Origin of the sequence: Microbacterium sp. BK668 (assembly GCF_004362195.1) — a bacterium.
GTDB lineage: Bacteria > Actinomycetota > Actinomycetes > Actinomycetales > Microbacteriaceae > Microbacterium.
The window spans coordinates 186960-201660 of the sequence record NZ_SNWG01000003.1 but is presented as its reverse complement, the minus strand read 5'-3'; the positions used below and the strand labels follow the sequence as shown (position 1 = coordinate 201660).

Annotated in this window: 12 protein-coding genes; 3 read left to right on the top strand and 9 right to left on the bottom strand. The window is 70.5% G+C overall.

Annotated elements, in window-relative coordinates:
• Nucleotides 1–90: 90 nt before the first annotated feature.
• Nucleotides 91–975, bottom strand: a complete 885-nt coding sequence (gene rfbA, locus EV279_RS16335; protein ID WP_133545919.1) for a glucose-1-phosphate thymidylyltransferase RfbA — start codon at nt 973–975, stop codon at nt 91–93.
• Nucleotides 976–1053: 78 nt separating this feature from the next.
• A complete protein-coding gene (locus tag EV279_RS16330) occupies nt 1054–2694 on the bottom strand; it encodes a glycosyltransferase family 2 protein (protein ID WP_166644549.1) in 1641 nt (546 codons plus the stop codon).
• A gap of 256 nt (nt 2695–2950) precedes the next feature.
• Here EV279_RS16330 and EV279_RS16325 point away from each other — a divergent pair, with 256 nt between their 5' ends.
• The gene (locus EV279_RS16325; protein ID WP_133545915.1) at nt 2951–4312 is read left to right on the top strand and encodes a glycosyltransferase; all 1362 of its coding nucleotides are present in this window, start codon (nt 2951–2953) and stop codon (nt 4310–4312) included.
• Here EV279_RS16325 and EV279_RS16320 read toward each other — a convergent pair.
• The gene (locus tag EV279_RS16320) at nt 4223–6169 is read right to left on the bottom strand and encodes a glycosyltransferase (protein ID WP_133545913.1); all 1947 of its coding nucleotides are present in this window, start codon (nt 6167–6169) and stop codon (nt 4223–4225) included. The two genes, EV279_RS16325 and EV279_RS16320, sit on opposite strands and share 90 nt — an antisense overlap.
• Nucleotides 6170–6375: 206 nt before the next feature.
• On the opposite strand from EV279_RS16320, the gene rfbB reads away from it, so the two are divergent.
• Both rfbB and rfbD read left to right on the top strand, forming a co-directional pair.
• Nucleotides 6376–7374 (top strand): dTDP-glucose 4,6-dehydratase, encoded by a 999-nt coding sequence (rfbB, locus tag EV279_RS16315; RefSeq protein WP_133545911.1) that lies wholly within the window; start codon nt 6376–6378, stop codon nt 7372–7374.
• The gene (gene rfbD / locus EV279_RS16310) at nt 7375–8787 is read left to right on the top strand and encodes a dTDP-4-dehydrorhamnose reductase (protein WP_133545909.1); all 1413 of its coding nucleotides are present in this window, start codon (nt 7375–7377) and stop codon (nt 8785–8787) included. It begins immediately after the preceding gene.
• Nucleotides 8788–8809: 22 nt separating this feature from the next.
• Here rfbD and EV279_RS16305 read toward each other — a convergent pair whose 3' ends face one another.
• The 6 genes from EV279_RS16305 to EV279_RS16280 all read right to left on the bottom strand — a co-directional run bounded on the left by EV279_RS16305 (nt 8810) and on the right by EV279_RS16280 (nt 14699).
• Complete coding sequence (locus tag EV279_RS16305) at nt 8810–9736, bottom strand: glycosyltransferase family A protein (RefSeq protein WP_133545907.1); 927 nt, start codon at nt 9734–9736, stop codon at nt 8810–8812.
• 51 nt (nt 9737–9787) lie between these two features.
• Complete coding sequence (locus tag EV279_RS16300; protein ID WP_347876866.1) at nt 9788–10918, bottom strand: glycosyltransferase; 1131 nt, start codon at nt 10916–10918, stop codon at nt 9788–9790.
• A complete protein-coding gene (locus EV279_RS16295) occupies nt 10915–12360 on the bottom strand; it encodes an LCP family protein (protein WP_133545905.1) in 1446 nt (481 codons plus the stop codon). The genes EV279_RS16300 and EV279_RS16295 overlap by 4 nt, the downstream gene beginning before the upstream one ends.
• Entirely contained in the window at nt 12357–12824 is a 468-nt protein-coding gene (gene purE / locus EV279_RS16290; protein ID WP_133545952.1) for a 5-(carboxyamino)imidazole ribonucleotide mutase, read from the bottom strand. Before purE ends, EV279_RS16295 begins: the two co-directional genes overlap by 4 nt.
• A gap of 122 nt (nt 12825–12946) precedes the next feature.
• Complete coding sequence (locus EV279_RS16285; RefSeq protein WP_133545903.1) at nt 12947–14083, bottom strand: 5-(carboxyamino)imidazole ribonucleotide synthase; 1137 nt, start codon at nt 14081–14083, stop codon at nt 12947–12949.
• Nucleotides 14084–14147: 64 nt separating this feature from the next.
• The gene (locus tag EV279_RS16280; protein WP_133545901.1) at nt 14148–14699 is read right to left on the bottom strand and encodes a PH domain-containing protein; all 552 of its coding nucleotides are present in this window, start codon (nt 14697–14699) and stop codon (nt 14148–14150) included.
• Nucleotides 14700–14701: the final 2 nt, after the last annotated feature.

Here is a 14701-nt window from a genome sequence, read left to right as displayed (position 1 = left end):
CGACACCCCCACGCCGATCCCACACCGCACACACCACAAGCCGCCGACCACCCACCACACCCCGAGCAGCCGACACCCCCACCCCCGACATCACGGTCGCGATGTCGGCGCGCCCTGCCCGAGGACCTTGAGCAGGTACGCCCCATAGCCGCTCTTGACCAGGGGCTCGGCGCGCTCGCGCAGCTCGTCGTCGGTGAGGAAGCCCATTCGCCACGCGACCTCTTCCGGGCATCCGATCGACAGTCCCTGCCGGCGCTCCACCGTGCGGATGAAGTCCGTCGCCTCGCTCAGCGAGTCGAACGTCCCCGTGTCGAGCCACGCCGTCCCGCGGGGAAGCAGCTCGACCTTGAGGTCGCCGCGCTCGAGATACGCGCGGTTGACGTCGGTGATCTCGAGCTCACCCCGGGGCGACGGCGTGAGATCCTTCGCGATGGCGATCACGTCGTTGTCGTAGAAGTACAGTCCGGGGACGGCGTAGTTGCTCTTCGGCCGGGCCGGCTTCTCCTCGAGCGAGACGACCGTGCCGTCTTCGGCGAACTCGACGACGCCGTAGGCCGTGGGGTCGTCGACCCAGTAGCCGAAGACGACTCCTCCCGTGAGGTCGGTGTACTGCCGCAAGCGGGTTCCCATCCCCTGGCCGTAGAAGATGTTGTCGCCGAGCACGAGGGCGGCCGAATCCGCGCCGATGTGCTCCTCGCCCAGGATGAACGCCTGCGCCAGGCCGTCGGGGGACGGCTGCGTCTTGTACGTGATCGAGACTCCGAACCGCGACCCGTCGCCCAGCAGCCGACGGAACTGGTCCGAGTCCTGAGGTGTCGTGATGATCAGGATGTCGCGGATCCCCGCCAGCAGCAGCGTCGACAGCGGGTAATAGATCATCGGCTTGTCGTACACCGGCACCAGCTGCTTGCTGACGCCGAGGGTGATGGGATGGAGTCGGGAGCCGGTGCCTCCCGCGAGGATGATGCCGCGCATGCCGTCCAGTCTCTCGGATGCCGGAAGCGCCGCAAAACCCCGGATCCGACGGCGGGCGCGTGCGCCGGCCGAACGCCCTCAGGCGATGACGTCGGCGAAGGACGCGAGCGCCCTCGGGAGCTCGACGGATGCGGACGACGCAGCCCGTGCCGCCGACGCGTGACCGTTCGCGCGCAGCTCCCGCCAGGCATCGTCCAGACGCAGCGCGTCGCCGAGGGAGCGCGCCATCGCGTCCAGGTCGCCGCCCGCGAACAGGAGGGCGTTGTACCCGTCGAGCACCTCGTGCGACAGCACGGGGTTCACCGGTGCGACGAGCACACCGCCGAGCGACATGAGCGCGTACGGCACCAGCGACGACGCATGCGCGCCGAAGTCGACGACTGCGCGCGGTCGCAGCGCGTGCGCGTCGGCGAGCGCCCGACGGGTCGGGATGTCGGGGACGGCGACGACGGTGCGACCGTGGGCGTGAGCGACGGCACGCACAGCGGCGAGTTCGACGCTCCCGGCGCCGACGACGAGCACGACCGACGCCGCCTCGTCGGGCAGCGCCTGGGGTGGCAGGGCGGGGGGGATCCGCGCGCGCACCTCCCACGCCGCCTCCGCCTGCAGCTGCCGCTGGACGAAGCGGTTGGGCGCGATGTAGTCGAACTCGGGTCGGTAGCCGGCGACGATCGCGGCCTGTCGCGCGGGATCGTCCGGATGGGCTCCGCTCTCCATCGCCGGGAGCAGATAGACCGGCAGACCGGCGCGCGCGGTCGCGAGCCAGACCGTCTGGGCGACGGTCCAATCGCACGCGACGACCGTGCCTCCGCGCTCGGCGAGCCGCTCGATGAGCGCCTCGTCGCGGTCCTCGGTGCGGTACACCTCCGCATCCCGGCCCGAGGCGCGCGCCGTGTCGGCCAGGAAGTCCACGTACGCCTCCCACAGCCCGTCCGACGCCGGACCGGTGACGAAGGAGACCGGCGCGTCGAGGGGCACCCGGCGGGTGAGGTACTTCTCCTCCCACCTGCGCCAGAACCGTCGCATCGACGCGAGCTCGCGATGGCCCTGGCTGTAGCCGCGGGAGGCCGACTCATGATGGACCAGGAGAGCGGCCGGCTGGAAGTAGCAGCGGATGCCGCGCTCCCACGCCCGCAGCCCATAGTCGACGTCCTCGAATCCCAGCCAGAACTCATCGTCCAGGAGGCCGACGCGCTCGAACGCCTCGCGCGTGATGTAGACGCACGCCCCCGAGATCGACGTGTTGTATCCGGGGACATTGGCTGCCGGCTTGGTCGCCGGCGCACCGACGTTCAGGTGGCCGAACCACTGCGGAGCGAGAAGACGGGCGTAGTAGGTGCCGCCGTACTGGATACGGCCGTCCGGGTAGACGAGCATCCCGCTCACGAGGCCGATCTTCGGGTCGATGGCGTACGCGCTGTACTGCAGCGCCTCCAGCCAGCCGCGCTTGGCGACGATGTCACTGTTGAGCAGGACGATGTCGTGCTTCGCCTGCTGCATCCCGACGTTGACGGTGCCGGCGAATCCGCGGCGTTCGGCTTTGAAGATGACGCGCACGCGCTCGGACTCGAACGCGCGGAGCTGGGCCGAGACCGCCTCATCGATGTAATCGTCGACGATCAGGACCTCGTAGTCGATCCCGGTCACGGTCTCGGCGATGCTGGCGAGCGCCTCCGTGAGCAGTGGCACGTCGTTGTAGCTCGGGATGACGATGCTCACGGGCCGCTTGTTCGCTGCGATCCATCCGGCGATCTCCCCGTTAGGGCCGACGCCGCGGGTGTTGAGAGTATAGGAGCGGTTTGTCCGGGCAGACCGGTACTGCTCTTTCCATGACTCGGGAAGCTGCGAGTACACGCGCCGAGCGAGGCGCGCGAGAAGGTCTGGCATCAGGACGTCATCCACTCAACGGAACACGGAATTCTCAATGGTAGCCACTCCTCCCCCCTCCCCCTCCCGCCGGCCGAAGGTGGTCGTCGTGGCCGCGGATGTCGTCGGACGCCACATGGCCGGTCCCGGCATCCGCGTCGTCGCGATCGCCCGTCAGCTGTGCGCGGTCGCCGACGTGACCCTGGCGGTGGGGACCACCGAGAGCGAGCTGTCCGTCTTCGCCGACGACGACTTCGACGTCGTCGGCTACACGAGCTCCGAGCAGCTGCTGGCGCTCGTCACGGCAAGCGACATCGCCTTCTGCCAGTTCACCGACGCGGACGTGGTGCGCCGCGCCCTCGCCACGGGCACCCGATTCATCTTCGACCTCTACAACGCACTGCCCGCCGAGACGATCGGCGCGGAGCGCATCGGGGGCTTCACCACCCAGCCCGAGATGGACGACGTCTTCCGCGACCTCTTGGCCTTCTTCCGCCTCTGCGTGAAGGCGGGAAGCTATTTCGTCACCTCGAACGAACGGCAGCGCGACTTCTGGGTCGGCTATCTGCTGTCCGCCGGCGCGCTGCTTCCGAGCGACCTCGGCGGCCGCACGGTGGAGGACATCATCGGACTCGTCCCGTTCGGTATGCCCGAAGGCGAGCCGCACGCCGCAGAGCATGCCCTGCGGGGCACCTCCGGCATCGCGGAGGACGACGTCATCCTGCTGTGGGCGGGCGGCATCTGGGATTGGTTCGATGCGGAGACCCCCATCCGCGCCGTCGCGGAGCTGCGGCGGACGCGCCCGGACATCCGCCTGGTGTTCTACGGCACGACGCATCCGAATCCGGTCGTCGGGCGGCCGAGGACGGTCGACCGGGCCATCGCCCTCGCGGATCGGCTGGGAGTCCTCGACGACGGCGTCCACTTCGTAGACGGCTGGGTGCCGGCCGACCAACGCGCCTCATTCCTGCTCGACGCCGACATCGCAGTCTCGGCGCACAAGGCATCCTTCGAGACCCGCTACGCCTTCCGCACGCGCATCCTCGACCACTTCTGGGCATCGCTTCCCAGCGTGGTGACGGAGGGCGACTGGTTCGCCGACTACATCGGCGTCCACGGCCTCGGAGAGGTGGTGGGCTACGGCGACGTGGAGGCGGTGAAGACCGCCATCCTCGAACTCACCGACGCCGCGGTCCGCGACGCGATCCGCGAGAACATCCGCGGCATCCGCGAGAACTGGCGCTGGAGCGTCACGACGCGCGACCTCGTCACCGCCGTGGAGAACTGGGAGAGCGTGCTCGTCCCGCGGCGCCTCGACGATCCCGTCCCGCCCGTCCCGTCGCCTCCCGGCCCGGTGCCGCGAGGAGTGCGCGCGCGTCTGTCAGGGACGGTCGTCGGCCGGCTCTACCGGGGCCTCCGTCGCCGGGCGGCGGGCGCCTACCACAGGCTCCGCGACGGCGTCGGCCTGTGACGCGCTGAGCGCGAGGTCGGAGTAGAACGCCGCGACCCGATCCAGTACGACGGGCCAGGCGTACTGCGCCGCGGTGCGGAGCCCGTTCTCGCGCAGGCGGTCGCGCTCCGCCGGGTCGTTCATGAGGCCGCGGATCGCGGCAGCCAGTCCTGCGGCGTCGTCCTGCGCGACGAACACGGAGTTCTCGCCGTCGCGGCAGAAGTCGCGGTTGCCGTGGGAGTCGGTCGTGATGACCGGGCATCCTGCCGCCATCGCCTCGAGGACGGGAAGGCAGAAGCCCTCGTGACGGGAGGTCTGCACGAAGATCGTGGCCGAGTTGTACAGCTCGTTGACCTGGGCGTCCCGCGGCCGCTCGGAATACTCCACTCGCTCGTCGACGAGGATTCCCGGCTCGGTGCCGAAGAGCATCAGTGTCGGACGTTCCTCACCGAGCGCGCGCCACGCGCGCTCGGTCATCGCGAAGTTCTTCTGGAAGAAGGAGCGGCCCAGGGCCAGCACGGCGTCGTCGCGGCGCGTCCAGTCCGGCAGGACGTGGAACGCCTTCGGGTCGAAGCCGTGCGGGATGAGCGTCGCCTCGATGCCGATCTCGGCGAGCTCTTCCACCTGATAGCTCGCCTCCGTCAGGCTGGCGAACTCCCGGCGGTAACTCGACACGACGGCGGCCTGCGCGACCGCGTCGTTCGGGTAGAACCACGTCTCGAACTCCTGGATCAGGTAGACGGGGATCCCGTGGTTCACCGACGCCAGCCACACCACCTGCGCGGTCTCCCACCAGGTCGCGACCTTGATCGCGTCCACGTTGCGGAGGGAGAGCAGGAGATCCTCGTAGGTGGTGTACGTGCGCACAGGCACGTGCAGATCGAACCAGGTGGGTTCGCCCTCCAGAGACCAGATCTCCACCTCGAAGCCCCGCTCGGCCAGACCGTTGGCGATCTCGAAGACGGCGCGGATGCCGCCGCTGATGGACGTCGCGTTGAGGACGAAGACGACGCGGGTCGCGCCGCCGGCAGTCCGGACGAGGCGATCGAGCGCCCAGCGGCGCTGCTCCCCCGCGAGCCGCAGGGCGGGCAGCTCGTGCACGCGCACGACGGCGCTGCTGAAGCAGAGGGTCCGGATGTTGCCCGCCCAGCCGTGCCGGACGAGCCGGGCGATCTGGGTGTCGAAGTCCGCATCCGCGACGCTGCGTTCCGCCAGGTCGACGCGGTCGAGCGCATCCGACGTCGCGTAGAAGGCGTGACGGGCTGCGGTCAGCACGTAGCGCGGCACGGCGGCCTGCCCGTAGTCGCGCAACGGTGTCACGGCCGGGACGACTCGGCCCTGGCGACGGTCGATGTCATAGCCCGCCGCGAGCGCGTGACCGGTCGAGTACGCCGGCGTCACGAAGCCGACCTCGCCGCCGTCGTGGTAGACGTACGCCGCATGCTGCAGCTGCACGATGACGTCCGGATCGGGCAGCGGCTGTGACGCATCGACGACGAACAGGTCCCACCGTCGCCGCCACTGGTGCATCCAGGAGCGGACGGAGGCGAGCTCGACCTCGGGTCCGTCCCCCTGCCCGGTGACCGAGTACAGGCGGGACGGGAGATCGCCCAAGCGTTCGGCCGTCGATGCGCTCACGAGGAAGTGGACGGCGAAGCGCTCGTCGACGCGGCGCGCCCATGCCGCTGCATCCTCCTGCGGGTCGCCGTCGATCAGCACCACCACGGCGTGGCCATCGACCGTGAGCCACCCTGCCGCACGCTCCGGGGTGAGCGCGGTCGTCACCCCGTTGCCGAAGGTCACTCCCGCCGGCCGGCGGGAGGCGACGACCGCCTTGCGGTGCCGCACGTATCGCCGCGGACCGAGTTCGAGAAGCATCGCACCTTGGAAGAAGGCGCGACCGACGAGATCCGAAATCCTCGCCGCGACACGTGCACCGCCTCGGACGACTCTTCTCAGCATTCCGCTCCAACCGCTCGTGCATCCGCAGACACGAGTGTAGATCGGGGCGTGCCGCGCTCCCCAACCCGACGGCGCCGAGCCGGCGGAACGGCGTGTCCGGCGACGGCGGATACCCTGGAGCAATGCGCAACATCCTCGTCACGGGCGGCGCCGGCTTCATCGGTTCCAACTTCGTGCACCACGTGCTGGAAACCGGTGACGACCACGTCACCGTCCTGGACAAGCTCACGTACGCCGGCAACCGCGCGTCGCTCGAAGGGCTGCCGGCCGATCGGCTCGACTTCGTCGAGGGCGACATTGCCGACGCGGCGCTCGTCGACGGGCTCTTCGCGGAGGCCGACGCCGTGGTCAACTTCGCGGCGGAGTCGCACAACGACAACTCCCTCTCCGAGCCGCGGCCCTTCCTCGACACGAACATCGTGGGCACCTACACCCTGCTGGAGGCAGCCCGCGCGCACGGGACGCGTCTGCACCACATCTCGACCGACGAGGTCTACGGAGACCTCGAGCTCGACGACCCCGTGCGCTTCACCGAGCGGACCCCGTACAACCCGTCGAGCCCCTACTCATCCACGAAGGCGGGCAGCGACCTGCTGGTGCGCGCGTGGGTGCGCTCCTTCGGCGTCCGAGCGACCATCTCGAACTGCTCGAACAACTACGGGCCCTATCAGCACGTCGAGAAGTTCATTCCCCGGCAGATCACGAACGTGCTGCGCGGCATCCGTCCCAAGCTGTACGGAGCGGGTCTCAACGTCCGGGACTGGATCCACGCGAACGACCACTCGTCGGCCGTCATGACGATCCTCGACAAGGGGGAGATCGGGCAGACCTACCTCATCGGCGCGGACGGCGAGCGCAGCAACCGGGACGTCGTCGAGCTGATCCTCGAACTCATGGGCCGCTCACGGGACGACTACGACCACGTGGTCGATCGACCGGGGCACGATCTGCGGTATGCGATCGACTCGACGAGACTGCGCACTGAACTGGGGTGGGAGCCGCGCTTCCAGGACTTCGAGTCCGGACTGGCCGACACGATCGCCTGGTATCGCGACCATGAAGACTGGTGGGCCCCCGCCAAGGACGCCACGGAGGCCTTCTATGCCGCGCGGGGACAGTGAGTGACCGCGTTCGGCAAGGCGCTCGCCCCCGTCGAGACGTCCATCCCCGGTCTCGTCGTGTGGGAGCTGCCGGTCCACGGCGACAACCGCGGGTGGTTCAAGGAGAACTGGCAGCGGGAGAAGATGCTCGCGGCGGGCCTCCCGGACTTCGAGCCCGTGCAGAACAACGTGTCCTTCAACGATGCGGTCGGCACGACGCGGGGGATCCACGCCGAACCGTGGGACAAGTGGGTCTCGGTCGCGACCGGACGCATCTTCGGAGCGTGGGTGGATCTGCGCGAGGGCCCCACCTTCGGCCGGGTCTTCACCACCGAGATCGACCCGTCCCGCGCGATCTTCGTGCCCCGCGGCGTCGGGAACGCGTATCAGACGCTCGAGCCCGACACCGCCTACACCTATCTGGTGAATGACCACTGGTCGCCCGATGTGCCGTACACGTTCCTGAACCTCGCGGACGAGACGGCGGCGATCGCCTGGCCGATCCCGCTGGAGGCGGCGCAGCTCTCGGAGAAGGACCGAGCGCATCCCCGACTCCCGGACGTGACACCGATGGCTCCGGCGAAGACCCTCGTCCTCGGGGCCGGCGGGCAGCTCGGCACGGCGTTGCGCAAGGCATTCGAAGGCCGCACCGGGATCGAGTTCGCCACTCGCGCCGATCTCGATCTCACCTCCCCCGACCTCGCTACCGCGCGGAGATGGCGCGAGTACCGCGTCATCGTGAACGCGGCCGCGTACACCGCCGTGGATGCGGCCGAGACCACCGAGGGGCGCCCTGCCGCGTGGGCGGCGAACGTGACCGCGGTGGGCGCCGTCGCACGCGTCGCCGCGGAGCACGGCATAACGCTCGTCCACGTCTCGAGCGACTACGTCTTCGACGGATCGCTCGACCGTGCGTACCGCGAGGACGACCCGATCAGTCCGCTCGGCGTGTACGGCCAGACCAAGGCCGCGGGCGACGCGATCGTCGGAACGCTGCCGCGCCACTACATCGTCCGCACGTCCTGGGTGATCGGCGAGGGAGGGAACTTCGTTCGGACGATGGCGACACTCGCCGAGCGCGGCGTGGCGCCCTCCGTGGTCGATGACCAGATCGGGCGCCTGACATTCGCGGACGACCTCGCTCTCGGCATCCGGCATCTCATCGAGACGGAGGCGCCCTACGGCACGTACAACCTCACCGGTGCCGGGGAGCCGGAATCATGGGCGACGCTGGCGCGACGCGTCTTCGCCCTCAGTGGGCACGATCCGGCACGCGTCCGGCCCGTGTCGACCGACGAGTACTTCGGCTCCGCGACGCGGCCCGTCGCGCCGCGGCCCCGCAACAGCGTCCTCGATCTCGAGAAGATCGTCCGGACAGGATTCACGCCGCCGCCGTTCGCCGACTCGCTCGAGCGTTATCTCGCGGACAGCTGACCGACCCGCCTGAAGACCCGCGTCAGCGCCGGGGTGCGCGCCCGAGGAGGCGCCGGATCCGGCTCCAGATGGGATGCCGCGCATCGAGCTCCCGGATCAGCATGTCCCGCTGCGCGCTGAGGAGTTCGTCCCGCAGGCGGTCGAGGTCTTCATGCCGGCGTCTCTCGAGCAGACCGATGAAGAGCGGCAGTCCGAGACCGTTGTCGTGCACCCACTCGCGCAGGGCGGCGTCCCGGACGGCCAGGTCATCGCGCTCGTGCGCGTCCGCGAGCTCGAACATGCTGTTCCCGGCCGGACCGCGGGTGCCGGGCCGCTGAGTCCAGTAGGCCAGAGCGGTGCCGCCCAGGAACGAGACCGGGTGCTTCGCCGTCACACGGAGATAGAACTCCCAGTCCTCGACGGCGTCGATCCCCTCGTCGTAGTAGCCCACCTCGTCGTGAAGCGTCCTCCGGTACAGGAAGGAGATCGGCACCGCCCGATTCATCTCGAGCAGGGTCGACAGACCGACCGCGCTGAGGCCCTCCCAGAAGGGCACCCTGGCGGTCTCCACCCACTCCTCGCCGCGCTGCTCCTCGTACACGATCTCGGTGGCCGTCATCACTCCGGCGTCCGTCGGGCTGGCATCCAGTACCGCGACCGTGCGGGAGAGGAATTCGGGATGCCACAGGTCGTCGTCGTCGTGGAGCACGACGTACGGCGCGTCCGCCGCTCGCATCCCGGCGTTGGCGGCGGCGCACCGGCCGCCCGGCGCGGCCGTGTCCAGCACCACGGTGCGGGCGGCCGTCGCCGAGTCGGCCACGACCTGATCGACGACCTCGCGCGATCCGCCGTCGTTGACGACGATGATCGCGGCATCCTCGAAGGTCTGCGCGGCGATGTCGGCGAGTGCGCGTCGCAGGAAGACGGGACGATCCTTGGTCCGCACGATCACGGCGACGCGGTTCGGCATCAGAAAAGCGTACCGCCGACGTCGCCGACGGCAGGAAGACCAGTCACCCGGTCACAAGTCGGCGTGGAGCTGCCACACCCGGTCGGCCGCCTCGCGCCACGAGTAGACCCGGCCGCGGTCGGCCGCGAGCACCCCGAGCCGGTCGGCCGCCGCGGTCGACGCGAGCGCATCGGCCAGGGCGGACGCGAGGGCCTCGTCCTCGGCCGGCACCAGCATCCCGCCGTCGACGACGACCTCCGCGTGGACGGGTGACTGCGCCGCGATGACCGGGACGCCGAGGGCCAGCGCCTCCACCACCCGCCAGGGGAAGGCCGAGCGCGCCGCCGGGGCGAGGAGTGCGACCGCGGCGCCGAAGACCGCGGCGCGATCGGCGGTGTCGAGGAACCCGCGCACGTGGAGGTTCCCCTCCGGGATGCCCGATGACGACGCGAGCTCGAGGATCGCGGGCTCCTCCCCCGCCGGCGCGTCGATGACGAGCACCGGCAGCTCCAGTCCTGAACGGGCGATCGCGGCGAACCCCCGGCCCAGGGCGTCGGAGGCTGCCCGTCCGCCAGAGAGGAGCACGAAGCCCTCCGGCACATCCAGAACCCGGCGCCGCCCCACCTCGTCCGAGGGGACGCGGAAGCGCGCGGGCGCGGCGCCCGCGATGACCCGGACCCGCTCGCTCAGCCGGGGGGCGAAGTCCTCGAGCTGGCGGGCCATCGAATGCGTCGGGACGACGATCGCGTCGGCGTGCTTGGCGGCCCGCCTGAGCATCGCCCGCTGCCATCCGACCGACGTGCGCGACAGCTCGTCCGGAGCCTCCCACGCACGGAAGTCCCACAGCGTCACCACGGTCTGGTCGTTCTCGTGGACCCGGTCGTGCTTGACGAGCGGGGCGAAGAGGGTCGGCGAGTGGATCATCCCGCCGCCGATGCCCGTCGCGACGCCGAGCTGGAGCGCGGCCGACAGCTCTCGCCGTGGGAGGGAGACCTTGTGCACTCCGGCGAGCCCCGGCACGTCGGAGAGGGCGTCGTCGACCCGCGCCGCGGGCACGCTCGGGAGGATGCCCTCGACCTCGCAGCCGTCCGGCGCGGCCTCCACGAGCGCCGTCGCGAGCTCGCGGGAGGCGAGGGCGAGATCGGGATCGGTCGGCGCGGCGACCTGGTCGAGGACGATCCGCAGGGTCGCGACCACGGTCATCCCTCCGACGGGGCGGGGGTCGGCGGGTGCAGCGTCGCCTCGATCAGCTGCTGGATGTAGGCGTAGTCCGGGTCGTACTCGTCGATCCCGCCCTCGGGGGTGAGCTCGATCGTCGTGACCTGCTGCTCCTTGGCCTTGATCGCGAGCTCGGCGAAGAACGGGAGCATCGACTGCGGCAGGTCGGTCTCGACGATCGCCCTGCCGGCCGCCGCGATCTCGTTGAACCGGGTGAGCACCGTGGCGGGGGTGAACTGGGCGAGCATCGCCTCCTGCAGCTGTCGCTGGCGCTTCATGCGGTCGAAGTCGTTCGTGGTGTAGCGGGAGCGCGCGTACCACTGGGCGGTGTCGCCGTTCATGTGCTGGGCGCCGGGCTCGATCCAGCCGATCGCCCACTCGTCGGCCGGCTGTCCTTCGTAGGCGGGCCCGCCGCCCTTCGGCAGCCGCTGGTCGACCGTGATGTCGACGCCGCCGAGCGCGTCGATGAGGGCAGCGAAGCCATCCATGTCGATGAAGACGTAGTACGGGATCTCGATGCCGAGGATGCCCTCGACGGCATCCTTCGTCGCCTCGACGCCGGGCGTCGAGCCGTGCGCGACGGCGTCGGGGTAGAGCGCATCGCCGTCGCGGCACACCTCGACCTCGGTGCGCAGCTGGTTCACGCCGCTGCCCCAGCCGCAGTCCGGGTCGGCATGCCCCTCATGGACGTCGGGGTAGAGGTCTCTCATGGGACCGTCGGCGAAGGGGAAGTGCGGCATGTCGCGGGGGACGCCGGTGATCGTGACGGCCCCGGTCTCGGCGTTCACCGACACGACGGAGATGCTGTCGAACCGCATCGAGTCGCGGCCTTCGCCGCTGTCGGCGCCGAGCAGCAGGATGTTGTAGTAGCCCTCCGACGGGGGCACCGAGGGTCCGCTGGCCCCGAAGATCGCACCCAGCGTGTCGCGGGTGGTGCCGGCGACCTGCGAGGCATAGACCGCTGAGCCTCCCGAGACCACGAGGAGGGCGACCGACAGCAGCGCGATGCCGAAGCGTGCTCCGCCGCCGGTCTTGACCAGCCGCACGAGTCGCAGCGTGTCGATCGTCAGAACGGTCCACAGCACGGCGTATCCGACGAGCACGATCTGCGCCGCGAGCAGGAAGAACCAGTTCGTCGCGAGGGTCACCAGCAGCGAGCGCCAGATCAGCGCGGCGAGCACCCCCAGGACGACGAGCACCCACATCGCCAGCGTCGCGCCGAGCCCGAAACGACCGAGCTTCCGATTTCCCGCCAGCACCTGGGCCGACCCGGGGAGCAGGAAGTTCAGGATTACGAGCCACCAGCCGCGCCTGGACATGACCTGACGCGAGCTCGTGTCGGGATAGCGGAGCGGCCGCTCCTCCACGACGCTGCGGGGGCCGGATGCCGTGGCGCGCGGCGCGCGCGGAGGGCTGGCGACGCTCACAGGGACTCCTTGAGCCGCCGGTTCTTCTCCTCCACCTGCGCCTCGAGCTCGCGCGCGTACTCCTCGACCCGGTCGCCGAGCGCGACATCCGTCGTCCCGAGGATCCGGGCGGCGAGGACGCCCGCGTTCTTCGCCCCGCCGATCGAGACGGTCGCCACCGGGATGCCGGCGGGCATCTGCACGATGCTCAGGAGCGAGTCCATGCCGTCGAGATACGCCAGCGGCACCGGCACGCCGATGACCGGGAGCGCCGTCACCGACGCGAGCATGCCCGGCAGGTGCGCTGCGCCGCCTGCGCCGGCGATGATGACGCGGATGCCGCGCGCCCGCGCCTGGGTGCCGTAGCGGTGCAGCTTCTCGGGCGTGCGGTGCGCCGAAACGACCTCCACCTCGTGGGGGATGCCGAAGTCCGACAGCGCCTGCGAGGCGTCGCTCATGACGCGCCAGTCCGAGTCGGAGCCCATCACGACGCCGACGAGGGGCGCGGGCGAGGAATGGAGGGGGCCGGTCACCCGTCAAGGCTAGGGGGCCAGGCTGGAAGATCCCCGCAACGGCACGGCCCGGGCACCCGCTCGGGGATGCCGGGTCAGTCGAGGAAGTGGGATGCCGCGGCCCGCGCCTCGTAGGCCACGTCGTCGAGATCGTCTCCGACGGCGTTGACGTGCCCGACCTTCCGGCCGGGGCGCGGGGACTTGCCGTAGGTGTGGACCTTCGCGGCCGGGTGGGCGGCGAGCGCTGCGGGGAACCGCTCGTCGAGCGTGCCGTCGGCGGGGCCGCCAAGGATGTTCACCATCACCGACCACGCAGCGCGGGGCGACGGGTCTCCCAGCGGCAGGTCGAGGACGGCACGAAGGTGCTGCTCGAACTGGCTCGTCACCGCGCCGTCCTGGCTCCAGTGACCGCTGTTGTGCGGACGCATCGCGAGCTCGTTGACGAGGAGCCGGTCATCCGTGGTCTCGAAGAGCTCGACGGCGAGCATGCCGGTGACGTCGAGTCCCTCCGCGATGCCGACGCCGATGCGCGCGGCCACGTCGATCAGCCGCTCGCTCGCGTGGGGCGCGGGGGCCAGCACCTCGGCGCAGACGCCGTCGCGCTGCACGGTCTCCACGACCGGGTACGCGCGCACGTCGCCGGACGGACGCCGGGCGACCTGCTGCGCGAGCTCGCGCGAGAAGTCGACGAGCTCCTCGACGAGCAGCGCTCCGCCCCGGGCGTCCTCGGCGAGGGTCGTGAACCAGTCGTCTGCCTCTGTCGCCGCCGAGACGACGCGCACGCCCTTGCCGTCGTAGCCGCCGCGCGGCGTCTTGACGACCGCCCGGCCCCCGTGCGCGTCGAGGAACTCGCCGAGCTCGGCGGCGTCGTGCACGGCCGCCCAGTCGGGCTGCGGCATCCCGAGCTCCGCGAGTCGCGCACGCATGACGAGCTTGTCCTGCGCGAAACGCAGCGCCCCCGGACCGGGCCGTACGGCGACCCCGTCGGCGACGAGCACCGAGAGCACCTCCTGCGGCACGTGCTCGTGGTCGAAGGTCACGACGTCGACATCCCGCGCGAAGGCGAGCACGGTATCGGCGTCGCGGTAGTCCCCGACGGCGGTCGCGGCGAGCGACGCGGCCATCCCCTCGTCCTCGGCGAGCACCCGGATCTCGACGCCGAGCTCGACGGCGGGGGCGATCATCATCCGGGCGAGCTGACCGCCGCCGACGACTCCGACACGCAAGGACATGGGGCTCCTCCTGTTCGAGCCTCCATCATCGCGCACGTCGGAGAGTCCGCCGAAGCGGCGCCGGTCAGAGGCCGGGAGCGGGCGGCGGCAGCGGTAGCTCGCGGTGCGCGAGGATCTGGTTGACCTCCACCTGGTCGACGAGGCTCTCGTGGACCAGTTCCACGCTCGGGATGTTGGCGAGGCGCATGGGCTCGTCCACCCCGTTGGTCAGCACGAGCGTCCCCGCTCCCCACAGGCGCTGCAGAGGGCCCCGGTTGACCTGGATGCTGTAGCCGCGCACGTGCGTCAGCTCGCGCCTGCGAGCGACGAGCGCTCCCCGGCGCTCGATCACCCGCCGCGTCGTGATCGTCCACGTGTGCGACCACCACGACAGGAAGGGCAGGAGCGCGAGGAGGAGGACCACGACGGCGGCGGCGGTCAGCAGCATCCAGTTCTCGAACGGAGCGGGGAGGTTCCCGTAGAAGAAGCCGACCGCGCCCGCGACGGCGATCACGACGAGCGCGGGCCACACGAGCCTGCGCGCATGGCTTCGGAAGCGCGCCACACGCAGCTCGGGGGTCGGCACGCCGGGAGCCGGTGTCGGGGGCCTGCCCCCGAACGTCGCCGGCTGAGTCATGC

Excerpts from the sequence above, each read along its gene's own strand:
- rfbA (WP_133545919.1), bottom strand. The coding sequence starts at position 975 with ATGCGCGGCATCATCCTCGCGGGAGGCACCGGCTCCCGACTCCATCCC.
- EV279_RS16320 (WP_133545913.1), bottom strand. The coding sequence starts at position 6,169 with ATGCTTCTCGAACTCGGTCCGCGGCGATACGTGCGGCACCGCAAGGCG.
- rfbB (WP_133545911.1), top strand. The coding sequence starts at position 6,376 with ATGCGCAACATCCTCGTCACGGGCGGCGCCGGCTTCATCGGTTCCAAC.
- EV279_RS16305 (WP_133545907.1), bottom strand. The coding sequence starts at position 9,736 with ATGCCGAACCGCGTCGCCGTGATCGTGCGGACCAAGGATCGTCCCGTC.
- EV279_RS16300 (WP_347876866.1), bottom strand. The coding sequence starts at position 10,918 with ATGACCGTGGTCGCGACCCTGCGGATCGTCCTCGACCAGGTCGCCGCG.
- purE (WP_133545952.1), bottom strand. The coding sequence starts at position 12,824 with ATGGGCTCCGACTCGGACTGGCGCGTCATGAGCGACGCCTCGCAGGCG.
- EV279_RS16285 (WP_133545903.1), bottom strand. The coding sequence starts at position 14,083 with ATGTCCTTGCGTGTCGGAGTCGTCGGCGGCGGTCAGCTCGCCCGGATG.
- EV279_RS16280 (WP_133545901.1), bottom strand. The coding sequence starts at position 14,699 with ATGACTCAGCCGGCGACGTTCGGGGGCAGGCCCCCGACACCGGCTCCC.